Here is a 23,846-nt window from a genome sequence, read left to right as displayed (position 1 = left end):
AGGCCTACGCCCTTCTGAGGACGCGCAGCGTGCCCGCGTCCGGGTCGCCGAAGAGCACGAACAGTTCGGGGGCGTCCTCGGTGCCGCCGAAGGACCAGTCGGTGTCCTCACCGCAGTGGCCGTCGAGCCTGAGCCGGATGCCGCGCCGGTCCAGGTCGTCCCGGTCCTCCGGCCGCCAGGTGCCCGTGCCCCCGCAGCGCACGTACTCCTTGTCGAGCCAGTCGTAGTCGGGTGGCTGGGCCGGCAGCCGTACCGCCTCCGCCCGCCCGTCGGGGCTCAGCCGCAGCTCGGCCCCGCCCGCGCCGCGCCAGACCCCGGCGAGCCGCCCGGTGCTCAGCCGCGGAGGCTCGTACCGGTGGATCAGGCCCGTCTCGGTGGCGAGGACGGCGCCGCCCAGGGCCGCCACCAGCAGGACGGCCGAGCCGGCCGCGGCGCGCCACCAGACGCCCGACGGCCGCCAGGCGCGCCCGCGCGCGAGTGCCACCCAGAGGGTGGGCGGCAGGCCCAGTGCCGTGAGGGCCGGCACGGACGTGGTGAGCGGCCAGAGCGGGAGCGTCAGCACGCCCCAGAGGGCGGCCGGGACGGCCGGTGCGGGCAGGTGCCAGAGCCAGGACGGGCCGCCGGCGCGGCGGGCGGCGAGCCGGGCGAGGACCACCGAGGGCAGGGTGAGCGCGAACGTCAGCGCCGCGCTCAGCAGCGGCAGCAGCACGGGTACGACGACGACCCCGACGAGGAGTACGAAGAACGCGGCGAGGGCTCCGCCGTAACCCGCGCCGTAGTCGTCCCGGGTCGTGCTGACGTAGACCCAGGCCAGCAGCCCGGCCGCCGGGAGCTGCGCCCCGCCGAGGGACATGGCCGCCCCCAGGTCGGCGGCCGTCCAGAGCCGGCCGGTTCCCGGCCGCTCTTTACCGTCGTTTTCCCACCCCATGGGGCAGAGCGTAGGCACAGCCCGGTGCGGGGGCGACGGCGGGGCCGAGGCCCGGCCCGGGTCGGGTCAGGCCGCCGCGAGCGAGGGGAGCGCGGGGCGGCGGCGGATGACCAGGGCCATCAGGGCCGCCATCGCGCACAGGGTGCCGGAGGCGTACCAGACCAGGTCGTAGGAGCCGAAGGCGTCGCGGGCGACGCCGCCGAGGAAGGCGACGAGGGCCGCGCCGACCTGGTGGGCGGCGAGCACCCAGCCGAAGACGATGGCGCTGTCCTCGCCGTACTGCTCCCGGCACAGGGCCAGGGTGGGCGGGACGGTGGCGACCCAGTCGAGGCCGTAGAAGACGATGAAGAAGACCATCGGCGGGTGCACCGACGGGGCCAGGAGCATCGGCAGGAAGAGCAGCGCGACGCCGCGCAGCGCGTAGTAGACGGCGAGCAGCCGGCGCGGTTCGAAGCGGTCGGTGAACCAGCCGGAGGCGATCGTGCCGGCGACGTCGAACACGCCGACGACCGCGAGCAGCGAGGCCGCCGCCGTGACGGGCATGCCGTGGTCGTGGGCGGCGGGCACGAAGTGGGTCTGCACCAGGCCGTTGGTGGAGGCGCCGCAGATCGCGAAGGTACCGGCGAGCAGCCAGAAGGGGCCGGTGCGGGCGGCCGAGGCGAGGACCGTGAGCGTGCGGCGGGCCGCGCCGGTGAGCGGCGGCGGCTTCGGCACGAACTCCGTGGCGCCGTAGGGCTTCAGGCCCACGTCGGCCGGGTGGTCGCGCAGCAGGATCCACACGAAGGGCACGACGGCGAGCGCGGCCAGGGCCACCGTCACGGCGGCCGGGCGCCAGCTGTGCGCCTCGACCATCCAGGACAGCAGCGGCAGGAAGATGAGCTGGCCGGAGGCGGAGGCCGCGGTGAGGATGCCGCTGACCAGGCCGCGCCGTGCGGTGAACCAGCGGTGGGTGACGGTCGCCGCGAAGGCCAGCGCCATGGACCCGGAGCCGAGCCCGACCAGCAGGCCCCAGCACAGCAGGAGCTGCCAGGGCGCCGTCATCCACACGGTCAGGCCGGCGCCCAGCGCGATCACGGTCAGCGCCACGGCGACGACCCGGCGGATGCCGAAGCGGTCCATCAGCGCGGCGGCGAAGGGCGCGGTGAGCCCGTAGAGGGCGAGGTTGACGGAGACGGCCGCGCCGATCGTGCCGCGCGACCAGCCGAACTCCTGGTGCAGTGGGTCGATGAGCAGGCCCGGCAGGGAACGGAAGGCGGCCGCGCCGATGATGGTGACGAAGGTGACGGCGGCGACGAACCAGGCACGGTGCACGCCCCGGCGCCGCGGAACGGGGGCCTGGACGGGAGCTGCGGCTTCGCTTGTCTGAGTCACGTCACAAAGATGCCGGGTGGTTGAACCTTCCAGCGAGTGGCCCGAGGGACAGCATTCGCTAGGATCGGGCCATGACCTCCGGCCAGGACCACCGCCCGCATCGTGTCGTCGTCCTCGCGCTGGACGGCCTTCTCCCCTTCGAACTGGGCATCCCGCACCGCATCTTCGGGCGCCCCAAGGACGCCGCGGGGCGGCACCTGTACGAGGTGGTGACCTGCTCGGTCCGGCCGCCCGGGCCCGTCGAGACGGACGCCGACTTCGCGGTGCACGTCGCCCACGGCCCGGAGGCCCTGGAGCGGGCCGACACGGTGATCGTCCCGGCGTCGTACGAGCTCGGCCCGGTCTACGAGGAGGGCAGGCTGACCGGGGAGCTGTCCGCCGCGCTCGCCCGCATCCGCCCCGGCACCCGCCTGGCCTCCATCTGCACCGGCGTGTACGTCCTGGCCGCCGCCGGCTACCTGGACGGCCGCCCGGCGACCACGCACTGGGCGGACGCCGACCGCTTCCAGCGGATGTTCCCCGAGGTCGAGGTGGACGCCGACGTGCTCTTCATCGACGACGGGGACGTGCTGACCTCGGCCGGAGTGGCCGCGGGCATCGACCTGTGCCTGCACATGGTCCGCCGCGACCACGGCACGGCCGTCGCCAACGACGTGGCCCGCCGCACGGTCGTCCCGCCCCACCGCGACGGCGGCCAGGCCCAGTTCATCGACCGCCCCGTCCCGGACCCGCAGCTCGCCACGACCACCACGGCCCGCACCTGGGCCCTCGGCCGGCTGCACGAGCCGATCCAGCTGCGGGACATGGCCGAGCAGGAGGCCATGTCGGTGCGCACCTTCACCCGCCGCTTCCGTGAGGAGACCGGCATCAGCCCCGGCCAGTGGCTCACCCAGCAGCGCGTCGAACGCGCCCGCCACCTGCTGGAGTCCACCGACCTCTCGGTCGACCAGGTGGCCCGGGACGCCGGCTTCGGCACGGCCCAGTCGATGCGGCAGCACCTGCAGCAGGCGCTCGGCGTCACACCCACCGCGTACCGGCGGACCTTCCGGACGGGCGTCAGGACGTGAGGCCGGATCGGGAATCCCGAAAAGTTGTCCACAGCCTGTGGAGGAGCGGGACGGTGCGCGTTCCCGCCGCCGGCGACGCCGGAACCGCTCACCGGGGCGACGGGGACGCGGACGGCCGTCCCGGGCGGGCCGGTTGGCGGCGGGCCTCCCCCTGCGTTCACGCCGCGCCGCCACCCGGTGCGACCCACACTCGACGAGGACCGCCGTCGTCAAGCCCTCGCCGTCCCCTCACGGCGAATCGTCGCCCACCAGCGTGATCAACCCGTCACGAGCCGTCAACACCGAGGGGCCGATTTCTCCGGCCGGCGCGCTTCACGGGGACCGCGCACGGATGCACCCCCGGCGCACACCGCGCCGGGCGCTAGACCGCCTCGAACGCGAGGTCCTCGTAGGCGGACAGCCCGATCCCGTACGCCGCCGCCGCGCCCTGTCCGGTGGACGCGCAGCGGTCCAGCTCGCACCAGATGCGCTTGCCGGTGTCCTCGGGGCTCCAGCCCCAGCGGTCGGCGAGGCAGTCGACGAGGGCCAGGCCGCGCCCGCCCGTGGCGTCCCCGCCGGCGCAGCGCGGGACGGGCGCCCGGGAACTGGCGTCGGCGACCTCGAGCCGCACGGTGGCCGCGGGCGCCGTCTCCGCCGCACCCGGCAGGGAGAGCCGCAGCACGGCCGGGCGGCCCGTGTGGACCACGGCGTTGGTCACCAGCTCGGAGACGAGCAGGACCAGCGTCTCGGCCAAGGGCTCGTCGGCCTCTATCCCCAGCCCGGCGAGCCGCGACCGGGCCCACCGCCTGGCCCGGCCCACCTCCGCGGGGTCGGGCCGGATCTCCAGCTGTACTTGAAGCACCTGCACCGCTCACACCATCCGAACCGGCGGACTCGCGACCCCACGCCACCCGGCCGGCACGGCGGACACCGTGACGGGCGGCGCGGCGAGGGCCACGATCGTAGCCATTTTCTGCATGGCCAGGACAACGGCCAGAGCAAGGGTCACGGAACGTGATTCCCTTACGCGACAGCATGGTTGACGTACAGTCACCCCAACAAGCGCTTCGGGCATATTCCAGCGCGAAGGAGTACGCGTGCGGCATACTGTGCGACGCATGTGCGGGGCAGTCGAACGGGCGGCGGCGCAAGCCCTTACCGCCCGGTGAGCAGCGGTGCGCACCGGGTGCTGCGGGGACGCCCCAGGGGAATCTCCGGCACGGCTCGTGCTCACAGCCACTCGCATCCCACACAAGGTACCGGAGCGGACGGCCGACTCCGGGCCGTGACGAGACCGCCCGGAGGACACAACCCGGTATCGACGCTCCGTGACCTCGCCCGTGCCACGATGCGTGACATCCCAGGCCAAGGCTCAAGGGGTGGGCCTGACCGCCGGGTTACCGGCCCGTCAGGCCGTCAGGCCGATGGCCAAAGCCTCCTCACTCTCCGTGCCCCCGCCTCAGCGTCCGGCCCGCGTCCCAGGCGCGCTTCAGGTGCCGGTGGACGTCCGCTTCCCAGGTGGAGCCCATGCCGCCGGGCACCTGGAGGCGGTCCCGGGCGCCGCGCACCGCGGCGCCGTCGGCCGGCGGCCGGGCGGCCGCGATGCCTGCGGGGCCTGCCGTCGCGGCGGCCGCTCACACCGCCGCCCGGGCCGTCCCGGCGACGCACCGGCAGGTCGGCGCACAGGTGTTTGACGGCCGCAGGCCCCGATCGGCCGGGCCGAACTACTCTCGGGTCCGGGCGTGTTGCACGGCCCGCGGTTCTCAGGACCGCCGGCCCGAGGGTGCCGCCCTCAGGTGGCGCTTCCCGGCGTCGAGGAACTCGTTCCGGCTGGGGCGGATGTACGCCCAGACCTTCTCGTCCTGCGGGTCGTCCGGGTCCCCGGGGCCGTCCCTGACCACCTCGTGCACGGCGAAGGCCAGCTTGCGGGCCGCGTCGTTGATCTCGGTCGAGCAGAGCAGGTGGAGGGTCTTCTGCGTCACCCACACCCGGTCGACGGCCCGCCGTGCCCGCGCCTGCCACCGCTCGTCGCTCATCCGGTGGTGCCAGCGGTCCACGGCGACCCGCTCGGCCTCCTGCACGGCGGCCAGGAAGGCGGTGAGGTGGGTGACCTGCTCCTTGCGGCGCTCCTCCGAGCGTTCATGAGCCGTGCGCCGCACCACCGCCCACGACGAGGCGAGCGCACCGACCACGGCGCCGGCGAACGACGCCAACACTGTCCATGTCACGCGTCCCACTGTGGCGAGGGTGAGGTGGTCGCCCGGACGGTTCGGGAAATGTCACCCGGTCCCCCCGCCTCGTGGGGTAAGGGGGCGGACGGTGTGCGCTACTCGGGCACGGTGAAGTAGCGGGCGAACGCCGGGACGATGTCGTTCTCGCAGACCCTGCCGTCGCCGTCGGTGTCGAGGGCGGCGGCCGTCGCGCGGGCGACGTCCTCGGGGACGTGCAGGACCCGCAGGACGCGAGCGGTGTCGGGGACGGTGGCGTGGCCGTCGGCGTCCGGGTCCGCGACGGCCAGGGCCGCGTGCAGGAAGGGGCGGGCGATCTCGGCGAAGCGGTCGGGATTGTCGCGCAGGCGCTTGACCGCGCCGGTGACGAACTCCTCGCGGGTGATGCGCTGGTCGCCGTCGCGGTCCGCGATGCCGGCCATGCCCTGCCAGAAGGCCTCGGCGCCGGCGTAGAGCGCCTGCCCCCGGTCGGAGCGGGCGGGTACGGCGAACTCGGCGAGCAGGGCCTTGGCCGCCGCGTTGAAGTCCTCGCGGTCGATGGTGCCGTTGCCGTCCTGGTCGAAGCCGGCGAACCGGGCGGCGATCCTGCGCTCGTACTCGGTGCTGACCATGTCTGTTCGGGCCGCCTTACGTTGACGTGGGGGTCGATCTGGCAGGGAGCGTACGTCGCGGGCGGCGGTGACGTGACGGGAAAGCGGCGGTTGTGCCTGGACCGGGGGAATTCCGCGACAACTCTGTGGCGAGCGGCGGGCGCGCGGGGCACGCTCAGGCGGAGAGGGGGCCCGCCTCGTCGGCGGTGGCGGTCGTCACGTCGGGGTGGACGTCGAAGAGCCGGCGCACGCCGAGCGCGCCGAGGACCCGGTTGACGTGCGAGCCGTCCTCCGCGCCCCGGTCCGGCAGGATCAGCCGCAGCCGGCCCTGGCAGGACCGGATCAGCCGGCGGGCGGCTATGAGGACGCCGACCCCGCTGGAGTCGCAGAAGAACACCTCGGACAGGTCGAGGACCAGGCTGTGGTGGCCCTCGGCGACCACGTCGTGCACCCGCTGGCGCAGCACCGGTGAGGTCATCAGGTCCAGTTCCCCGCACACCTGGAGCACGGCCCACTCGCCCTGTTCGGCGCCGGTCACCTTGAATGCCACGGCCATGCCCCTCCACTCGCGGATCCCCGGAACCGCCCGGAAGCGGAAGCAGTTCCTACGTATCTTTCCGCGCGGCTGCCCAGCGGCCGTTCCCTGAAACTTCGGGCAGCAAACCGCGCGCGATCGACAGAGGGCTTGTTTCGGTCACTATCGATCCTGTTCGATCGAAGCTGGACGCCGGTGGCGTGAAGGAACTGTGAAGGGGGCACTATCACCTGCGGTGCCCCGGGGGGCGCACATTGACATAAAGGGGCGTGCACGGTCGGACGTGCCGACTACATTCGAGAGGACGGTGCGGACACGCTGGACGTGCCGGACGAGCGCGAAGGGAGGGGCCGCATGGTGCAGAAGGACCTACCGCCCCGCTGGGACCGCAGGATGCAGCAGCGGCTCGCGCGCGGCGAGGCGGCCGCCCTCGGCGAGCTGTACGACCGTTTCGCCTCCCTCGTGCACAGCCTCGCCCACCGCGTCCTAGGCGACGAGCACGCCGCCGACGGCGTCACCCGGGAGGTCTTCGGCCACGTCTGGGAGCACCCCGACAGCTACGACCCCCAGCAGGGCCCGCTCCGCTCCTGGGTCGCCGCGGTCACCCACCGCCTGGCCGTGCAGCGGCTGCGCGCCACCGAGGCCGCCTCCCTCACGGAGGCGGACGGCGACCGCGCCGGCGAACTGGAGCGCAAGGTGAGCCGCGCCTCGGTCGCCGCCCGCGCCGACTACATCGTCCACTCCATGCCCGCCCCGCTGCGCGCCGCCCTGGAGCTGGCCTACTTCCAGCGCCGCGACTACCGCCAGACCGCGGCCGACCTCGGCGTCACGGAGGACGAGGCCCGCCGCCGGCTGCGCCTCGGACTCCAGCTGCTGTCCACCGCCCACGACGCCGGCGGCCCGCCCGGACACGGAGGTGCGGCGTGAACGGCACCGAAGGCTCCGGGGCGTACGACGACGGACCCGGCGAGGGCCGCGGCGACGGCGCGGCCGCCGGACCCGGCCGGCCGCCGCGCATACCGCCGCCGCGCGCCTCCGTCGAGGACACCGGACTGCCGCTGCCCGACCTCGCCGACCTGGGGGACCCCGCACCCGTGCCGCTCGACCTGTCGCACGACGTCCTGAAGTCGCTCCTCGGCGCCTGGGCGCTGGCCGCCTGCTCGGCGGCGGAGACGGCCGCCGTGGAGGACCACCTCGGCGGCTGCGGCCCCTGCGCGGAGGAGGCGCTCCGGCTGCGCGAGGCGGTCGGCCTGCTGCACCAGCCCGAGACCCTCGACCTGGACCCCGCGCTGCGCACCCGCGTCCTGCAGAGCTGCCTGGACCGGCGGCCCCCGCGCATCCCGGTGCCCGAGTGGGCGGCTCCCTACGACGCCGAGACCGCCCGACTCGACGCGCTCCTGCAGGACTTCGGGGACGCCGAGTGGCACGCCCCGGTGCGGCTGCGCTGGTTCCGGGGCGACGCGGCGACGAGCCGCCGCACGACGGTGGCCGGGGTGATCGCGCACCTGCTGTCGGTGGACGGCCTGGTCGCGGTCGCGCTCGGGCTGGACGATCCGCTGGCCGACGTCGTCGAGAAGGGCGAGGAGGCCGTGCGCGGACCGGGCGGGCGCACCGAGGCGTTCTGGCGGACGTCCCACTTCCCGCCGACGCGGTCCGTGCGCGGGCCCTGGCGGGAGCAGAGCCACAGCCTCGTGCGGACGGTGTCCGTCACCGGCACCGCCGACGGCCCGGCGGTGCCGTACGGCGACTTCGCGCTGCCGCTGCGGGACGCCATGCTGGACCGGGCCTTCGAGTGCTGGGTGCACGCGGAGGACATCGCGGAGGCGGTGGACTACCCCTACGAACCGCCCGCGCCCCGCCACCTGAACCGGATGATCGACCTCGCCGCCAGGATGCTGCCGGTCGCCCTCGCCGAGCGCCGCCGCCAGGGCCGGTCCGCCGCTGCCGCGGCCCCGCACCTGGTCCCCGCGGGCACGCCCGGCCGCAGCCTGCGCCTGGAGATCGAGGGCACGGCCGGCGGGGAGTGGCTCATCCCCCTCGACTCACCCGGCGCCGTGGGGTCCGCCGACCTCGAGGTCGCCCATGTGGCCCTGGACGGCGTGGAGTTCTGCAAGCTGGCCGCCGGCCACGTCCCGCCGGAGGAGGCCGCGGCCGGGCAGGTGGGCGACCGGGAGGCGATCAGAGAGGTGCTGTTCGCCGCCGCTGGGCTGAGCCGGATGTAGGGGTGGCCGCGGTTTCGTGGTCGGCCGCGGGTGCGTGGGGTGTTCTCGGGCAGTTCCCCGCGCCCCTGAAGCACGGCCACCGAACGCCCCGACAGGGGCGCGGGGAACTGCGCGATCGATCACCAACCACCCGCAGCCGCCCGGAAACAGGCACCCTCGAGCCGCTAGGCGAACACCACCGTCCGCCGCCCGTTCAGCAGGATCCTCCGCTCCGCGTGCCACTTCACGGCACGCGCCAGCGCCTGGCACTCCACGTCGCGCCCGATCGCGACCAGCCCCTCCGGGGTCACGTCGTGCCCGACCCGCTCGACCTCCTGCTCGATGATCGGCCCCTCGTCGAGGTCGGCGGTGACGTAGTGCGCCGTGGCGCCGATCAGCTTCACGCCCCGCGCGTGCGCCTGGTGGTACGGCTTCGCGCCCTTGAAGCTCGGCAGGAACGAGTGGTGGATGTTGATGATCCGCCCGCTCAGCTGCTTGCACAGGTCGTCGGAGAGCACCTGCATGTACCGGGCGAGGACGACGAGTTCGACCCGCTCCTCGCGCACGAGGTCCAGCAGCCGCGCCTCGGCGTCGCCCTTCGTCTCCTTCGTCACCGGGATGTGGTGGAAGGGAATGCCGTACGAGCCCACCAGCTCGGCGAAGTCGGTGTGGTTGGACACCACGGCCGCGATCTCCACCGGCAGCGCCCCGGTCCGCGCCCGGAACAGCAGGTCGTTCAGGCAGTGCCCGAACCTGCTGACCATCAGCACGATGCGCATCTTCTCGTCGGCCCGGTTGATCTGCCAGTCCATGTGGAAGGAGTCACCGATCGCCGCGAAGCTCGCCCGCAGCTTGTCCACCGTCACCGGAGCGTCCGCCGAGAAGTGGACGCGCATGAAGAACAGACCCGTGTCGTGGTCGCCGAACTGCTGGCTGTCCTCGATGTTGCAGCCGGTCATGAACAGGTAGCTCGACACGGCGTGCACGATGCCCTGCTTGTCCGGGCAGGAGAGCGTGAGGACGTACTGGTCGGCCGGGACGGCGACGGGGGCGGACTGCTCATTCATGCACCACAGGTTCCCATACCGCCCCGCCCCCGCGGACGGTCGTCCCGCAGGGCGGGACGGCGGACGGGACATGCGGGCGCGACGGGACGGGCTACGCGGCCCTCGTCATGATCCGCAGGACCTCCAGGCTGCGCGGCGGGACGTCGGGGTCGTCGCCGTCGCCGGCCGACAGGCGCAGGTGCGCGTCCCGCGCCGCCCGCACCGCCTCCGGCCACGCCTGGTGCTCGAGGTAGGCGGCGACCGGTGCGTCCGGGCCGACCTGGTGCATGATCCGCAGCACCCGCAGCACGGCGGTGTCCACGAGCGCCGCCTCCTGGGAGTCCCGGAAGATCGTGCCCACGTACTTCTCCGCCGACCAGTTGTCCAGCCAGGTGTCCTCCACCAGCCGGTACACGGCGTCGGTGACGTCACCGTAGCCGTCCACGCCGGCCAGCCAGACGTCCCTCTGGAACACCGGATCGGAGAGCATGTGCAGCGCGGAACGCACGTTGCTGCGCCAGCGCCACCACGGCATGTCGTTCAGTGGCATGCCGCCCATGGTGGAGGAGCGACGGCCGCGACGGGAAGAGTTCTCCGAACCTTGCACGGTCATCGATCGTACGTTCCCGGTCGCACATGTCTCACCCGCCCCTGTAATTCACCTGTCTGTCACGTACCGTTGAACGACGGTCACACCTCGGTTAGCGGTGTGAGGGAATCGTGCATGTGCATGACCGGCAGCCGACGCTTCCGCAGCACTTTCCTCCACTTCCTCCCGCGGCCCGTCAGAGCCACCGCGCTGTCGGCGGGGGCCCTGGCCGCCTGCGCGTCGCTCACCGCCGGGTGCGGGGCCATCCCCGGTGCCACGGGGGGCTCCGGGGACGGCCCGATCAAGGTCATGACCTGGGCGCCGCAGGACACCGACGCCACCAACAAACCCGGCATGCCCGCCATGGCCCGCGCCTACGGCAAGTGGATCAACTCCCGCGGCGGCATCCACGGCCGCAGGCTGGAGATCCTCACCTGCAACGACCACAACGACAGCGTCGGCGCCGCACGGTGCGCCCGGCGCGCGGCCACCGAGGGCGCGGTCGCGGTGGTCGGCTCCTACAGCCAGTTCGGCGACTCCTTCCTCGCCCCGCTGGAGAGCGCCGGCATCCCCTACATCGGCGGGTACGGCGTCACCAACGACGAGTTCACCGGAACCATGTCGTACCCGGTCAACGGCGGCCAGCCCGCCCTGCTGGCCGGTCTCGGCCGGGCCCTGGCGGCCGCTTGCGGCCCGGTCTCCCTGGTCCGCCCCGACAGCATCGCCGGCGACCAGCTGCCCGCCCTGCTCGACTCGGGCCTGAAGGCGGGCGGCCACGCGCCGGCCGGCGACCAGCTCGCCGCCGAGAACGCCACCGAGTACGGCGACCAGGCCGAGCAGGCGCTGCGGTACGCGTCCCAGGGGACGGACAAGGCGCCGGTGAAGGGGCTCACGGGCGCGACGGCCACGGCACCGGCCGGGCAGCAGGCGCGGAAGGGCTGCGTGGTGCCCGCCCTCGGGGACCGCACCGACACCTTCATGGACTCCTTCCGGCGCACCCGCGACGCCTACCCGTCGGTGCGCACGGCGACCGTGCTCGGCAGCGTCGACCAGAGCGTGATCAACGCGACCGGCGGGGCGTCGGGCCCGTACGAGGGGGCGTACATCACCGGCTGGTACCCGCCCGCCTCCGACCGGCGCTGGAAGCCGATGAAGAGGGTGATCGACGAGGAGGCCTTCGGCGACAACCGCATCGACCCCGCGGACGCCGGGGTGCAGACCACCTGGATCGCCTACACCGTGCTCCGGGCCGCCCTGGAGAAGATCGGCGCAGGCGAGGTGAGCGCCGACACCGTGCGGCGCACCCTCGACGGCGGCCTGAAGGTGTCCACCGGCGGCCTCACCCCGACCCTGCGCTGGCCGTACGCGAGCAGGCTCGCCGCACTCGGCCTGCCGCGCCTCGTCAACGCCGACGTCAGCCTCCAGGTGGTCCGCGGCGGCGAGCTGGTGGAGGCCGAGCCGGCCCGGGGCTCCGGCATCGACGGGATCACCGACATGACGAGCACGCTGGAGAACGCGGACCTGGACTGACGCGGGCCCGGACTGACACGGCCCCGGACGGAACGCGGGCCCGGACCGCAGAGGTCCGGGCCCGCGCCCGTCACAGCTGGGTCGGCTGGCGCTGGGTCAGGCCGTACTTGCCGGCGATGGCGTTCCACAGCGCCGCCGCCTTCACCTTCTGCGCGCTGGCGGTGCCGCTCTCCCGGTTGCCGGCCTGCGTCTGGGGCGTGTTGCGGGCGTGTCCCTTGTGGCAGCCCTTCCGGCCGCCGACCTGGTCGGCCCAGGCCGCGTAGTGGTTGTCGGCGGCGGCGGACGCCTGCCAGGCCCGGGTGAGCGCGGCGGTCAGCTCGCCGTTGGCCGGCAGCTTGTCCACGGACAGCTTGCCGAGCCGGGTGACCAGGTCGGTGCGCTGCCGGGCCGCGTTGCGCAGGTCGGTGGCGGACTGGCCGAGGTTGTCGCACTGCCGGACGTTCGCCACCGCCTGGATCACCGAGGCGCGGCTGCTGCCGCTGTCGGCGAGCAGCTTGTCCAGGGCGACCGCCTGCTGCTTGGCGGGGTCGGCGGCGGGTGCGGAGGACTGCTGGACGGCCGGGGACGAGGCGGCGACGGTCTTGTCGTCCCCGCCCTTGCCGTCCCCGCCGCCGCCGCTGAGCAGCGCGCCGACGCCGAAGCCGAGCACCACGATGCCGACCCCGATCGCGGCGATCAGCGGCACCCGCGATCCGGACCGCCCCGAGCCGCGCCGGCCGTCGTCCGGGTCCGCCGGCGAGCCGTAGGACGGCTGCGGCGGCTGCGGCGCCCCCGGGTGGCCCGGGTAGCCGCCGGACTGCGGGACGCGCGGCATCTGCTGGGTGGCCCCGGCCGGGCTCTCCGGGCCGGCCGGGCCGCCGCGGAAGAGGTTGTCGAACTCGGCGGGCGGCTGCTGGTCCCCACCCTGCGCCTGACCGGCGTACGGCGGTATGTACTGGGTGGCCTCCGCGTCGGGGTGACCGGCCGGCCGCTGCGCCCCCGTGCCCAGGTAGTGCGTCTGCTCCCCGGCCGACTCCGGCGGCAGCGAGCCGGACGGCACCGGCGGGATGTACTGCGTGGCGCCCTCGTCGGCGGAGGCCGCCGGGACCGGGGGCAGGTACTGGGTGGCGCCCTCGGCCGCCGGCACGTTGGCGGGCCCGGCGGCCGCCGGGACGGGCGGCAGGTACTGGGTCGCGCCGTCGGCCGCCGGGGGCAGCGGAGCGCCCTGCGCCGGGTACTGCCGCTGCGGCTGCCCGTACGGATCGGCGGGAGCGCCGTAGGCCTGGGCCTCGTGGGACCCGGCGCCGTACGCCTGCTGCCCGCCGTACGCCTGACCGTTGTGCGCCGCCTGACCGGTGGGCGCCTGCCCGCCGTACGACGGTGCCGGGGCGCCCTCGGGAGGCAGCGGGCCGGGGCCGGCCGGGGCGGGCTGCTGCTCCGGGGTGCCCCACTGCTGGGCGGCCGCGGGCGGCCAGCCCTGGCCCGGCTGGGGCTGCGGCTCCTCATGGCCGGGGCCCCAGGCACCGCCCCAGGCCTGGCCGCCGGCCGGCGCGGCCGGGGCGGGGGTGCCCGTCATACCCGGCAACAGGGGCTCGCCTCCGTCGGAGGGCAGCACGATGCCTTCGTGCGCGGGCCGCGCCGAGGGCTCCTCGCCCTGTCCACTCTGCGTCACCGGGACTCCTACGAATGGGGGACCTACTGCATCGTCGGTTCACGCTACCGGGTCCCCCGAGCCGGGTGCCACGCAGCTCGGACCGTGATCTTCCGCCCTGTGCCGGCGACCACGTGACCGCCCCGCGGCCCACCGCCCGAAAGGCGGCCGCGGGGCGGGTGTTCAGGCGGCCGGCTGCAGGTCGAGGCGGGCCCCGAACTCCCTGACGACCGCCTCCTCCCGGAAGGGCTCCAGGCGCTGCTGGAGATCCTCCAGGTACTCCGCGCCCCGGTTGGAGCGCAGCGTCTCCAGCAGCTCCACCGCCTTCATGCCGGTGCTGCACGCCTGCTCGATCTCGCGCTGCTGCACCTGGGCCGTGGCGAGCAGCACGTAGCCGATGGCCCGGCGCCGGACCCGGCTCTCGGGATGCCCGGCCAGCGACTGCTCGGCGCACCGGGCCGCCGCCTCGGCCTGCCCGAGGTCCCGGTGGCAGTGCGCCAACTCGTCGGCGAGGTAGGCCTCGTCGAAGTGGGCGATCCAGGCCGGGTCGTCACCGCAGGCCGCGTCCGCGCGCTCCATCGCCTCGACCGCCCGCCCGGAGGACGCCTGGGCCGCGCGGGCGTCGCCGAGCAGGGCGTGGCCCCGGGCCTCGGCGGCGTGGAACATCGCCTCCGCGCGCGGCGTCACCCGCCCCCGCGCCCCCTCCTGCGCCGCGCGCGCCAACTGCGCGATCTCCCGCGGGTTTCCGAGCTGGGCGGCGAGGTGGCTCATGGAGGCGGCGAGGACGTAGCCGCCGTACCCGCGGTCGCCGGCCGCCTGCGCGAGCCGGAGCGACTGGATGTAGTACCGCTGGGCGAGGCCCGATTGGCCGGTGTCGACCGCCATGTACCCGGCCAGCTCGGTCAGTCGGGCGACGGTCGCGAACAGCTCCCGGCCGACCGCCTCCCGGTACGAGCCGGCCAGCAGCCCGGAGACGACGCTGTTGAGGTAGTGGACGACGACCGGGCGGACGTGCCCGCTGCCGTAGCTGTGGTCCAGGTCCGTGAGCGCCTGGGTCATGGACCGCACGGCCGCCACGTCGGCCATGCCCACGCGCGGCCCCGCCTGCCGCGCCACCTGCGCGTCGGGCGCCGAGATCAGCCAGTCGCGGCTGGGCTCGACCAGCGCGGAGGCGGCGACGGAGGAGCCGGACAGGAAGTCCCGGCGCCCCACGTCGCTGCGCCACAGCTCGCAGACCTGCTCGATGGCCCCCAGTACCGTCGGCGAGAACTGGAGACCGACACCCGAGGCCAGGTTCTTGCCGTTGGCCATGCCGATCTCGTCGATCGTGACCGTACGGCCGAGCTTGCGCCCGAGCGCCTCCGCGATGATCGCCGGGGCCCGGCCCCGCGGCTGCTGGCCGCGCAGCCAGCGGGCCACGGACGTCTTGTCGTAGCGCAGGTCGAGACCGTGCTCGGCCCCGCACATGTTGACCCGCCGGGCCAGCCCGGCGTTCGAGCACCCCGCTTCCTGGATGAGTGCCTGCAGCCGTTCGTTCGGCTGCCTCGCCACGAGAGGCCTTGCGGCCATGTGCTACCCCCTGCGAACCCCTGGAGCAGACGATCATTACCAGAAGATCACTGCCCAGCTGACATACCGTCAATGCGTGACATGTGCGGTTTGCCGGGGTAACGGCTGTTGCCACCCCACCCCTGCCTACCCAGCCCCGACCCCCGTTCCTCCCGCGCGCCCCCGGATGTGCGCCCATGCGCCCCGGCTGCCGAATCGATGCTCCTCCCCCGCGCGCGCCACGGCCGTAACCCGAGGTGAGCGCGGGAGTTGAGTGGAGCGTGGAAGAGACGATCGCGGGCCCCGAAGCCGCTCACATTCCGCAGCAGCGCGGGGAATCGCTGCTGGACACCGCCGTGCGCTACGCCGAGGAGCGGCACTGGGACGTGGTCCCGGGCACCTGGCTGGAAGCCGCCGACGGAACCCAGCGCTGCTCGTGCGGTGACGCCTCCTGCCCCGCGCCGGGTGCGCACCCCGCGCGCCCCGACTGGGCGACGCAGGCGACCGGCAGCGCGACCGTCGCGCGGCGGATGTGGCAGCGGCAGCCCACGGCGTCGATCCTGCTGCCCACGGGACGTACGTTCGACGCCCTGTCGGTCCCGGAGAGCGCCGGCTTCCTGGCGCTGGCCCGGATGGAGCGGATGGAGCTGACGCTCGGGCCGGTGACGCTGACCCCGGACCGCCGCATGCAGTTCTTCGTCCTGCCGGGAGCCGCCGCCAAGGTCTCCGACCTGGTGCACACGCTGGGCTGGTCACTGGCCTCGCTGGATCTGGTGCCGCTCGGGGAAGGCGCCTACGTGGCCGCACCGCCCACCCGGTTCGGGTCCCGGGGAGCCGTGCAGTGGGCCTGCCGGCCCACCCCCGCGAACCGGTGGCTGCCGGACGCGGAGGAACTGATCTCCCCGCTCGCCTACGCCTGCGGCCGGGACCGCTGACCGACGCCCGCCCCCCGGGGGAGCCGCCGCCGCCGTAGCCTTCATGCATGACCGAAGTCGCAGTGCGTGTACGGGGGCTCTGGAAGCGGTTCGGGCAGCAGGTCGCCGTCGGCGGGATCGACCTGGAGCTGCCCGCCGGGAAGTTCATCGGACTGGTCGGGCCCAACGGCGCCGGCAAGACCACCACCCTGTCCATGGTGACCGGGCTGCTGCGACCCGACGAAGGGACCGTTTCCGTCGTCGGGCACGACGTGTGGCGCGATCCCGTGGCCGTCAAGGCGCGGATCGGCGTACTGCCCGAAGGACTGCGGCTGTTCGAGCGGTTGTCGGGACGGGAACTGCTCGGCTACTCCGGACGGCTGCGGGGGCTGCCCGGAGCCGAGGTCGACAAGCGGGCGACCCAACTGCTCGACGTGCTCGACCTCGCCGGGTCGCAGCACAAACTCGTCGTCGACTACTCGACCGGCATGCGCAAGAAGATCGGACTCGCGGCCGCTCTCCTCCACAACCCCGAAGTCCTCTTCCTCGACGAGCCCTTCGAGGGCGTCGACCCGGTCTCCGCCCAGACCATCCGCGGCGTGCTCGAGCGGTACACCGCCTCCGGGGCCACCGTCGTCTTCTCCTCCCACGTCATGGAACTGGTCGAGTCGCTGTGCGACTGGGTCGCGGTGATGGCGGCCGGCCGCATCCGCGCCACCGGGACCCTGGCCGAGGTGCGCGGCGAGCACCCCACCCTCCAGGCGGCCTTCCTGGAACTGGTCGGGGCCCGCGGCCGGGACGCCGCGTCCGACCTCGACTGGCTGGGCGGCGGGGCCGCCCGATGAGCCGCACCACCGCCACCGTCGTACGCCTGAAACTGTCCCTGCTGCGCGGCGGGCTGCGGCAGTCCTCCGGCCGCCGCTCCGCGTTCGTCGCCTCCGCCGTCGTCGCCCTGCTGTTCGGGCTGCTGCAACTGCTGGGCCTCCTCGCGCTGCGCGGCCACGCGAACGCCGAGACCGTCGCCGTCCCCGGCACGGCCTTGCTGGCCCTGGGCTGGGCGGTGATGCCGCTGTTCTTCCCGAGCGGCGACGAGACCCTGGACCCGACCCGGCTCGTCATGCTGCCCCTGCGCCCCCGGCCGCTGGTGCGCGCCCTGCTCGCGGCCTCCCTGGTCGGTATCGGCCCCCTGTTCACCCTGCTGGTGCTGGCGGGCTGCGCACTGTCCGTCGCCCACGGCGGCGCCGCCTACGCCGTCGCCGTCGTCGCCGTGGCCCTCGCGCTACTGGTCTGCGTGGCGCTCGCGCGGGCCGTCGCCGCCGCCAACGTACGGCTGCTCACCAGCAGGAGGGGACGCGACCTCGCCGTCCTCAGCGGACTCGTGATCGCCGTCGGCGCCCAGCTGGTCAACTTCGGTGCCCAGCGGATCGGTTCCGCGGGACTCGGCCCGCTGCGGCCGGTCGCGGACGTCCTGTCCTGGGTGCCGCCCGCCGCGGCGGTGGGCGCCGTCCGGGCGGCGAGCCAGGGATCGTACGGCGCCGCCGCCGCCCGCCTGCTCGTGACGGCGGCCGCACTCGCCCTGCTGGTCGCGCTCTGGGAGCGGAGTCTGACCCGGCTGATGACCTCGCCCGACGGCTCGACGCTGCAGACCGCCGACACCCGGACCCGCGACCGCTCCGCCGGCGGCCTCGCCCGGCTGCTGCCCGGCGGGCGCACCGGCACGGTCATGGAACGCGCCCTGCGCTACGTCTGGCGCGACCCCAAGACCAAGGCCGCCTGGGTGACCTCGCTCGCCATCGGGCTCATCGTGCCGGTCTTCAACGCCGTCCAGGGCACCGGGTCGATCTACTTCGCGTGCTTCGCCGCCGGGATGCTCGGCATCCAGATGTACAACCAGTTCGGGCAGGACACCTCCGCCTTCTGGATGGTGGCCCTCACGATCTCCTCGCCCCGGGACGCCTACGACGAACTGCGCGGCCGGGCGCTCGCCCTGCTGACGATCACGCTGCCCTACGCCGCCCTCGTCACCGTCGTCACCACCGCCCTGCTCGGCGACTGGCCGCGCCTGCCGGAGGTGCTCGGCCTCTCCCTCGCCCTGCTCGGCGCCATGCTGGCGACCGGCGCCTGGACCTCGGCCCGCTTCCCCTACTCCATCCCGCAGGAGGGCCACAAGAACGTCGCCCCCGGCCAGGCCGGCCTCGCCTGGATCTCCATCTTCGGCGGCATGGTCGCGGCGGCCCTGCTGTGCTCCCCCGTCATCACCGCGGCCATCTGGCTCAACGTGAGCGCGGGCGGCGACGCGTGGACCTGGCTGCTCCTGCCCGCCGGCGCCGCCTACGGCGCGGCCCTCACCTGGGCGGGCCTCCGCCTCGCCGCCCCCCGCACGGCGGCCCGGCTGCCGGAGATCCTGGCGGCGGTGAGCAAGGGGTGAGTGCGCCCGTCCGGGCGGGGCGGGACACGTCGGCGGGAGCAGGGGAACGGGGCGGCAGGGCCGCGACGCAGCCGCAGCGCAGCCGCACCGGCATCCCGCCCGCGGGCGTTCAGTCGCTCACCCCCCGAACACTCCGTCGAGGAACGGCTCGACGACCCCGCGCCAGGCCGCCGGCTGGTCGTAGTGCACCAGATGGCCCGCGTCGGCCACCTCCGCGTACTCCCCGAGCGGCAGCACCCGGACCATCTCCTGCGCCTCGGCCCGCCCCAGCTCCCCGTCGAGCCCGCGCACGACCAGCGCCGGGCACCGGACCTGGGCCAGCTCCTCCCAGTGCGCGTCGTACACCCAGCTCTCGCGGGTGCGCAGCATCTGCTCCTGCTCGAAGACGGGGCGCCAGCCGTCGGCGGCCTCCCGCATGATCTCGGCGAAGAAGTCCCCGCGGGACGGACTGGGGCGCTCGACCCGGGGATCGTCCTCCCCGAACCACTTGCGGACGTCGGCGAGGGTGGCGAAGGGGACCGGCCAGGAGCGGAACCAGTCGGCCCACTCGCGCTGGGAGGCCGCGCCGAGCGCGGAGGCCCGCATGTCGCAGACGACCAGGCCGCGCACCAGGTCGGGGCGTTTCGCGGCGAGCTGCCAGGCGGTCAGGGCGCCCATGGCGTGGCCCACGAGGACGGCGGGGGCGAGGCCCAGCTGCTCGAGCGCGGCCTCGGCGTCCTCGACGTAGGCCTCGCGGGTGAAGGCGGCCTCCGGCGGCTTCTCGCTGCGGCCGTGGCCGCGCTGGTCGAGCGCCACGGCGCGGTACCGCTCGGCGAGCCAGCGGGCGGTGGACGCCCAGTGCGAGGCGCGGCCCATCAGGCCGTGGAGTAACAGCACCCCCGGGACGGCGGTGGGCTCCGCCTCCGGTTTCGGAGGGTCCGAGAACTCCCAGGCGGCAAGGCGCACCCCGCCCGCTCCCGTCACGTCGATACGCCGTGCCATCGGCCTGGTACCCCCCAAGCTCCGCCTGCCTCGTACCGGTGTACTGCCCTTGTTTCCCGTCGTGCCGTGGTTACCGCGACCGCAGCCTACCCAAGCGTCTCGAAAGCCCATTCGAAAATGGGGCCTTCGTGGTCAACACCCCTCGTTCGAGTGACACCCCCCAAGGAATGATCGCCGCCACCGAGGGGATCTTTCTGGCGGGAGGCGGACCGCTCGGGGAAAAACGGTCCGAGGGGGACTGACCCTGAGAGCTCGGGGCTCCGGGTCAGAGCAAGGGGAGGACAGGCCCCGGCGCCACCAGGCGCCGGGGCCCTCCCACACTCAGCGCTTGGCCACGAACACGTGCGAGGCGATGTCCGCCTCCAGCTCGGCGGCCTCACCGCCACTGCCCACCAGCACCCCGCCGGCCGACTGCGTCACACTCACCACCGAGCCCGGCTGCACCCCCGCCCGCCGCAGCGTGTACATCAGCTGGGCGTCGGTCTGGATCGGCTCACCGATCCGCCGGACGACGACCGTCTTCCCGTCCGAACCGGGCTCCAGGTCCGCCAGCGAGACCATCCCCTCGTCCAGGAACGGATTCGCCCCGTCCTTCTCGCCCAGCTCCTCCAGACCCGGGATCGGATTGCCGTACGGCGACTCGGTCGGATGCCGCAGCAGCTCCAGCACCCGGCGCTCCACGGCCTCACTCATCACGTGCTCCCAGCGACACGCCTCCGCGTGCACCTGCTCCCACTCCAGGCCGATCACGTCGACCAGGAGACACTCCGCCAGCCGGTGCTTGCGCATCACCCGCGTGGCCAGCCGGCGGCCCTCGTCCGTCAGCTCCAGATGCCGGTCACTGGCGACCGACACCAGACCGTCGCGCTCCATCCGCGCCACCGTCTGGCTCACCGTCGGCCCGCTCTGGTCCAGCCGCTCCGCGATGCGGGCGCGCATGGGGACGACGCCTTCCTCTTCCAGCTCGAGGATGGTGCGGAGATACATCTCCGTGGTGTCGATCAGTCCGGACATACGTGCCCCTCGATTACCTCTGCCGGAAGCTCGCCCGGCGCGTGCGCTGGCCCTGACCTCAATTCTGCCGGATACCACTGACAACCGTGCGCTACCGGTGAATCCGGGGGAACGGGCCGCCGCCGGACGGCCGGGCCCCGCCCCGGCCGCCACACGCCCCCCGTATTGACACCGCACTGGTCCAGACCGCACGGTGATCCGCGACACAGACGCTGCGAAGGGGCACCGCATGAGCGACGGCACGCCGGCCGACCTGTTCTTCGACGCCGCCATCACCCTCCTGCACCGGGTCAGGGAGGAGGAGGCCGAAGCCGTCACCGCCGCCGCCACCCTGCTGGCCGACACCGTCGCGGCCGGCGGCCGCCTGTTCGCCTTCGGCGCCGGACACTCCTCCCTGCCCGCCCAGGACGTCGTCTACCGCGCCGGCGGACTCGCCCTGATGAACCTCCTCGCCGTCCCCGGCGTCGTCGGCGTCGACGTCACCCCCGCCACCCTCGGCTCCGCCCTGGAACGCGTGGACGGCCTCGCGAGCGCCGTCCTCGCCACCTCGCCCCTGCGCGCCGGCGACGCCCTCGTGGTCATCTCCCTCTCGGGCCGCAACGCCCTCCCCGTCGAGATGGCCCTCACCGCCCGCACCCTCGGCGTCAAGGTCATCGGCGTCACCTCCGTGGCCTACGCCGCCGAGACCACCTCACGCCACACCTCGGGCACCTTCCTGAAAGACCACTGCGACGTCGTCCTCGACTCCAAGATCGCCGTCGGCGACGCCGAACTCACCCTCGACACCATCCCCGCCCCCTTCGCCCCGGCCTCCACGGTGGTCACCTCCGCCCTCATGCAGGCCGTCATGGCCACCACCGCGGCCACCCTCGCCGACCGCGGCATCGAACCCCCGCTGCTGCGCTCCGGCAACGTCGACGGCGGCCACGACTGGAACCGCCGCATCATGGAGCAGTACGGCGACCGGATCTTCTACCGGCACTGAAACCGGGCCGGCGTCACTCCGCCGGCCCCCGCCGCACCGCGTCCGCCAGATCCAGCGCCGCCGCGACCCGTACCGCCACGTCCTCCGCGTACACCGCGTCCACCCGCTCGAAGCGGCTGCGCCCCGCCCCCCGCAGAAACGTCACCACACCCAGCGTCCGCCCCCGGCTGCGCAGCACCGCGCACAACGCGTGCACCGCGTCACCCGGCCACTGCCGCTCCAGCGCCCATTCCCGCGCCCGCTCCGCCGACCCCGGCGCGTCCGCCCGCACGGCACCCGCCCGCTCCACACACTGCAGCGCCGGATGCCCCTCCCCGTACCGCACCGGCAGCCCCGCCGCCCCTGTCAGCGAACTCGGCCCCGGCGCCCCCGCGGGCGTCGCCGCCAGCCGCACCAGCCGCACCGGACCCGCCGCCTCCGCACCCTCCGCCCGCGGCACACCCGCCACCCTGTCCAGCAGCGCGTGATCGGCGAACCCGGCGAGCGCGAAGTCCAGGTGCACGGTCGCCGCCTCCGCCGGATCCTCACACTCGGCGGCGGCCCGCGCCGCACGGTGCAGCTGATTCGTCCGGAACCGCAGCAGCGCCCCCTCCTGCTCCCCCTGCTTCGCCTCCGTGACGTCCAGGAACAACCAGCCGACCCCCAGCGGCACCGGCTCCTCGGCGAGCGGCGACGCCAGCCGCACGAAACCGCTGCGCCAGCACCGCCGCCGCTCGCCCTCCGCCGTCCGCACCGCCACCCACATCTCGGCCGGCGCGGGCGGCGCCCCCTCGGCCAGCACATGGGTCAGCGCGCTCTCCAGCTCCTCCACACCCTGCGCCAGCAACTCCCCCAGCGGCCGCCCCAGCGCCGACGTACGCCCGATGCCCAGCGCCCGCGCCGCGTGCGCGTTGACGACGGCGGGCCGCAGGTCCGCGTCCACCAGGACAACCCCCCACGACGCGTCCTCGAACAACGCCTCGCTCAGCGCGATCGACCGCTCCAGATCGATCTGCGCGTGCACCTCGCTGAACGCGCAGTACACCCCGGCCGGCTTCCCGTCGGGCCCGCGCACGGCCGCCGACTGCGTCCGCACCAGCACCCGCCCGCCGTCCTTGGTGACCAGGGCGAACTCCTGCACCTGCCGGCCCGGCGCGTGCATCGCCGACATCAGCCGGGCGTGCACCTCCTCGGCGTCCGCGCTGCGCACCGCCCACCCGGCGAACCCGTGCCGCCCGACCGCCTCCGCCGCGGTCCAGCCGAGAATCCGCTCGGCCTCCCGGTTCCAATGGGTGACGACACCGTCCGCGTCGAACGCGCACAGCGCCGCGTCCATGCCGTCCAGCAGCGCGGCGAGCAGGTCCGACCCACCGGGCTCCTCGGGGCCGTCGGGATCGTCCGGCCCCAGCTCGTCGGTGGCCCCACTCCGCCGGGAAGCACTCACCCTGACCCCCTGAGGCTTCGTCCGCGCCCGTACGGCGCTCGGTTCGCTCACTGGCCTTTCATTCAACTGGAACGTGACACAGCCCACATCCTGTTCCCGCAAGTCTGCGGCAATCAGTGGCCGCCCCCGTGCTCCAGCCGCAGGTCCACCCATTCGTCGAGCTCCCCGTCCAGCACATACCGGTCGACCTCCACGAACCCGCGCCGCCCGGCGAACCGGAGCCCGTCCCCGTTCACCGCCAGCACACACGTCTCGACCGTCTCGGCACCCAGCCCGCGCGCGTGGGCGAGCCCGTTCTCGTACAGCGCGGCACCGAACCCCCGCCGCCGGAACTCCGGCAGCACCCGCGCGATCACCGTCGCCGCCGCCCCCTCCCCACTAGGTGGCCGCACGGTGGAACACCCCACCAGCACATCCCCCACATAGGCGTTCTCCAGCCGATACCGCCCCAGCCGCTCCCGCGCCTCCTCCAGGGACATCGCGGCGGGCGGCACGACCACGTTGTGGACATGCCGCCACTGCTCGAGCATGGGGTCGCCGTCGACGGGCTGTATGCGGAGATCGGTCATGATCCGAACCGTAGGACCGGCAGCGGAGGCCGTCCACGGAAAAAAAGGGGTTGAGCAGCTCCCGACCACTTCCTAAGGTGTGCGGTACACGAGAAGGGAGGTGGTTCGGCAGATGTATGAGAACCGGACGCGTGAGGTGGCTGCGGGCTAGCGGCTCGCCACCACATCCAGTGCGGTGCCGGACCAGCACGTGACAGTACGTGCAGCCGGCCCAATCCCAAGCAGTCACCCGACCCGCGGGCTGCCGGTACGTCCGGCCGGCTCCTCCTCGGAGGAACCCAGCCCGCGGG

General features: G+C 74.0%; 22 protein-coding genes. 8 read left to right on the top strand and 14 right to left on the bottom strand.

The window, feature by feature from the left end:
- Window positions 1–4: 4 nt before the first annotated feature.
- Entirely contained in the window at window positions 5–928 is a 924-nt protein-coding gene (locus tag AQJ66_RS08685) for a hypothetical protein (RefSeq protein WP_063804028.1), read from the bottom strand.
- Window positions 929–994: 66 nt separating this feature from the next.
- Window positions 995–2,299: an MFS transporter gene (locus AQJ66_RS08680; protein ID WP_061918798.1), complete on the bottom strand. Its 1,305-nt coding sequence runs from the start codon at window positions 2,297–2,299 to the stop codon at window positions 995–997.
- Window positions 2,300–2,370: 71 nt separating this feature from the next.
- On the opposite strand from AQJ66_RS08680, the gene AQJ66_RS08675 reads away from it, so the two are divergent.
- A complete protein-coding gene (locus tag AQJ66_RS08675; RefSeq protein ID WP_061918796.1) occupies window positions 2,371–3,366 on the top strand; it encodes a GlxA family transcriptional regulator in 996 nt (331 codons plus the stop codon).
- Between the two features lie 361 nt (window positions 3,367–3,727).
- Here AQJ66_RS08675 and AQJ66_RS08670 read toward each other — a convergent pair whose 3' ends face one another.
- From AQJ66_RS08670 to AQJ66_RS08655, 4 genes are all read right to left on the bottom strand, one after another.
- Complete coding sequence (locus AQJ66_RS08670) at window positions 3,728–4,213, bottom strand: ATP-binding protein (protein WP_061918794.1); 486 nt, start codon at window positions 4,211–4,213, stop codon at window positions 3,728–3,730.
- 895 nt (window positions 4,214–5,108) lie between these two features.
- Window positions 5,109–5,573, bottom strand: a complete 465-nt coding sequence (locus AQJ66_RS08665) for a hypothetical protein (protein WP_159052543.1) — start codon at window positions 5,571–5,573, stop codon at window positions 5,109–5,111.
- Between the two features lie 98 nt (window positions 5,574–5,671).
- Window positions 5,672–6,184, bottom strand: coding sequence for an EF-hand domain-containing protein (locus AQJ66_RS08660; protein WP_061918790.1), 513 nt, complete (start codon window positions 6,182–6,184; stop codon window positions 5,672–5,674).
- 154 nt (window positions 6,185–6,338) lie between these two features.
- On the bottom strand, window positions 6,339–6,719 hold the full coding sequence (locus AQJ66_RS08655) for an STAS domain-containing protein (protein WP_061918788.1): 381 nt from the start codon (window positions 6,717–6,719) through the stop codon (window positions 6,339–6,341).
- Between the two features lie 333 nt (window positions 6,720–7,052).
- Here AQJ66_RS08655 and AQJ66_RS08650 point away from each other — a divergent pair, with 333 nt between their 5' ends.
- Both AQJ66_RS08650 and AQJ66_RS08645 read left to right on the top strand, forming a co-directional pair.
- Window positions 7,053–7,625: a sigma-70 family RNA polymerase sigma factor gene (locus tag AQJ66_RS08650; RefSeq protein ID WP_061918786.1), complete on the top strand. Its 573-nt coding sequence runs from the start codon at window positions 7,053–7,055 to the stop codon at window positions 7,623–7,625.
- Window positions 7,622–8,920, top strand: a complete 1,299-nt coding sequence (locus AQJ66_RS08645; RefSeq protein WP_107118897.1) for a zf-HC2 domain-containing protein — start codon at window positions 7,622–7,624, stop codon at window positions 8,918–8,920. Before AQJ66_RS08650 ends, AQJ66_RS08645 begins: the two co-directional genes overlap by 4 nt.
- Before the next feature lie 164 nt (window positions 8,921–9,084).
- Here the strand turns inward: AQJ66_RS08645 and purU are convergent, their stop codons facing one another.
- Both purU and AQJ66_RS08635 read right to left on the bottom strand, forming a co-directional pair.
- Window positions 9,085–9,966 (bottom strand): formyltetrahydrofolate deformylase, encoded by an 882-nt coding sequence (purU, locus tag AQJ66_RS08640; RefSeq protein WP_061918783.1) that lies wholly within the window; start codon window positions 9,964–9,966, stop codon window positions 9,085–9,087.
- A gap of 91 nt (window positions 9,967–10,057) precedes the next feature.
- On the bottom strand, window positions 10,058–10,558 hold the full coding sequence (locus AQJ66_RS08635) for an SCO4402 family protein (protein ID WP_061918781.1): 501 nt from the start codon (window positions 10,556–10,558) through the stop codon (window positions 10,058–10,060).
- Window positions 10,559–10,675: 117 nt separating this feature from the next.
- Here AQJ66_RS08635 and AQJ66_RS08630 point away from each other — a divergent pair, with 117 nt between their 5' ends.
- Entirely contained in the window at window positions 10,676–12,064 is a 1,389-nt protein-coding gene (locus AQJ66_RS08630; RefSeq protein ID WP_079060166.1) for an ABC transporter substrate-binding protein, read from the top strand.
- A 70-nt stretch (window positions 12,065–12,134) separates the two neighbouring features.
- On the opposite strand, the gene AQJ66_RS08625 is transcribed toward AQJ66_RS08630, so the two are convergent.
- Together AQJ66_RS08625 and AQJ66_RS08620 are read right to left on the bottom strand one after the other, a co-directional pair.
- Window positions 12,135–13,715, bottom strand: a complete 1,581-nt coding sequence (locus tag AQJ66_RS08625; RefSeq protein ID WP_061918779.1) for a hypothetical protein — start codon at window positions 13,713–13,715, stop codon at window positions 12,135–12,137.
- Between the two features lie 162 nt (window positions 13,716–13,877).
- On the bottom strand, window positions 13,878–15,263 hold the full coding sequence (locus tag AQJ66_RS08620) for an NsdA family TPR-like regulatory protein (protein WP_061918777.1): 1,386 nt from the start codon (window positions 15,261–15,263) through the stop codon (window positions 13,878–13,880).
- A 260-nt stretch (window positions 15,264–15,523) separates the two neighbouring features.
- On the opposite strand from AQJ66_RS08620, the gene AQJ66_RS08615 reads away from it, so the two are divergent.
- Genes AQJ66_RS08615 through AQJ66_RS08605 form a run of 3 tightly spaced genes read left to right on the top strand, consistent with a single transcriptional unit; the run spans window position 15,524 to window position 18,584 of the window.
- A complete protein-coding gene (locus AQJ66_RS08615) occupies window positions 15,524–16,177 on the top strand; it encodes a bifunctional DNA primase/polymerase (protein WP_061918775.1) in 654 nt (217 codons plus the stop codon).
- Window positions 16,178–16,224: 47 nt separating this feature from the next.
- The gene (locus tag AQJ66_RS08610) at window positions 16,225–17,001 is read left to right on the top strand and encodes an ABC transporter ATP-binding protein (protein WP_061918773.1); all 777 of its coding nucleotides are present in this window, start codon (window positions 16,225–16,227) and stop codon (window positions 16,999–17,001) included.
- A complete protein-coding gene (locus tag AQJ66_RS08605) occupies window positions 16,998–18,584 on the top strand; it encodes a hypothetical protein (protein WP_061918771.1) in 1,587 nt (528 codons plus the stop codon). Before AQJ66_RS08610 ends, AQJ66_RS08605 begins: the two co-directional genes overlap by 4 nt.
- Before the next feature lie 117 nt (window positions 18,585–18,701).
- Here AQJ66_RS08605 and AQJ66_RS08600 read toward each other — a convergent pair whose 3' ends face one another.
- A complete protein-coding gene (locus AQJ66_RS08600; RefSeq protein WP_061918769.1) occupies window positions 18,702–19,565 on the bottom strand; it encodes an alpha/beta fold hydrolase in 864 nt (287 codons plus the stop codon).
- 321 nt (window positions 19,566–19,886) lie between these two features.
- A complete protein-coding gene (locus AQJ66_RS08595; protein ID WP_061918767.1) occupies window positions 19,887–20,579 on the bottom strand; it encodes an iron-dependent transcriptional repressor DtxR in 693 nt (230 codons plus the stop codon).
- Between the two features lie 229 nt (window positions 20,580–20,808).
- On the opposite strand from AQJ66_RS08595, the gene AQJ66_RS08590 reads away from it, so the two are divergent.
- On the top strand, window positions 20,809–21,564 hold the full coding sequence (locus tag AQJ66_RS08590) for an SIS domain-containing protein (RefSeq protein WP_061918766.1): 756 nt from the start codon (window positions 20,809–20,811) through the stop codon (window positions 21,562–21,564).
- 13 nt (window positions 21,565–21,577) lie between these two features.
- On the opposite strand, the gene AQJ66_RS08585 is transcribed toward AQJ66_RS08590, so the two are convergent.
- Together AQJ66_RS08585 and AQJ66_RS08580 are read right to left on the bottom strand one after the other, a co-directional pair.
- Window positions 21,578–22,987, bottom strand: coding sequence for a PAS domain-containing protein (locus AQJ66_RS08585; protein WP_061919359.1), 1,410 nt, complete (start codon window positions 22,985–22,987; stop codon window positions 21,578–21,580).
- A 113-nt stretch (window positions 22,988–23,100) separates the two neighbouring features.
- A complete protein-coding gene (locus AQJ66_RS08580; protein ID WP_061918764.1) occupies window positions 23,101–23,556 on the bottom strand; it encodes a GNAT family N-acetyltransferase in 456 nt (151 codons plus the stop codon).
- Between the last annotated feature and the right edge of the window lie 290 nt (window positions 23,557–23,846).

Source organism: Streptomyces bungoensis, assembly GCF_001514215.1.
GTDB classification, from domain to species: domain Bacteria; phylum Actinomycetota; class Actinomycetes; order Streptomycetales; family Streptomycetaceae; genus Streptomyces; species Streptomyces bungoensis.
The sequence above is the reverse complement of the archived record's forward strand: the minus strand, read 5'-3'. Positions and strand labels throughout refer to the sequence as shown.

Excerpts from the sequence above, each read along its gene's own strand:
- AQJ66_RS08685 (WP_063804028.1), bottom strand. The coding sequence starts at position 928 with ATGGGGTGGGAAAACGACGGTAAAGAGCGGCCGGGAACCGGCCGGCTC.
- AQJ66_RS08675 (WP_061918796.1), top strand. The coding sequence starts at position 2,371 with ATGACCTCCGGCCAGGACCACCGCCCGCATCGTGTCGTCGTCCTCGCG.
- AQJ66_RS08660 (WP_061918790.1), bottom strand. The coding sequence starts at position 6,184 with ATGGTCAGCACCGAGTACGAGCGCAGGATCGCCGCCCGGTTCGCCGGC.
- AQJ66_RS08655 (WP_061918788.1), bottom strand. The coding sequence starts at position 6,719 with ATGGCCGTGGCATTCAAGGTGACCGGCGCCGAACAGGGCGAGTGGGCC.
- AQJ66_RS08650 (WP_061918786.1), top strand. The coding sequence starts at position 7,053 with ATGGTGCAGAAGGACCTACCGCCCCGCTGGGACCGCAGGATGCAGCAG.
- purU (WP_061918783.1), bottom strand. The coding sequence starts at position 9,966 with ATGAATGAGCAGTCCGCCCCCGTCGCCGTCCCGGCCGACCAGTACGTC.
- AQJ66_RS08635 (WP_061918781.1), bottom strand. The coding sequence starts at position 10,558 with ATGACCGTGCAAGGTTCGGAGAACTCTTCCCGTCGCGGCCGTCGCTCC.
- AQJ66_RS08630 (WP_079060166.1), top strand. The coding sequence starts at position 10,676 with ATGACCGGCAGCCGACGCTTCCGCAGCACTTTCCTCCACTTCCTCCCG.
- AQJ66_RS08620 (WP_061918777.1), bottom strand. The coding sequence starts at position 15,263 with ATGGCCGCAAGGCCTCTCGTGGCGAGGCAGCCGAACGAACGGCTGCAG.
- AQJ66_RS08610 (WP_061918773.1), top strand. The coding sequence starts at position 16,225 with ATGACCGAAGTCGCAGTGCGTGTACGGGGGCTCTGGAAGCGGTTCGGG.
- AQJ66_RS08605 (WP_061918771.1), top strand. The coding sequence starts at position 16,998 with ATGAGCCGCACCACCGCCACCGTCGTACGCCTGAAACTGTCCCTGCTG.
- AQJ66_RS08600 (WP_061918769.1), bottom strand. The coding sequence starts at position 19,565 with ATGGCACGGCGTATCGACGTGACGGGAGCGGGCGGGGTGCGCCTTGCC.
- AQJ66_RS08595 (WP_061918767.1), bottom strand. The coding sequence starts at position 20,579 with ATGTCCGGACTGATCGACACCACGGAGATGTATCTCCGCACCATCCTC.
- AQJ66_RS08590 (WP_061918766.1), top strand. The coding sequence starts at position 20,809 with ATGAGCGACGGCACGCCGGCCGACCTGTTCTTCGACGCCGCCATCACC.
- AQJ66_RS08580 (WP_061918764.1), bottom strand. The coding sequence starts at position 23,556 with ATGACCGATCTCCGCATACAGCCCGTCGACGGCGACCCCATGCTCGAG.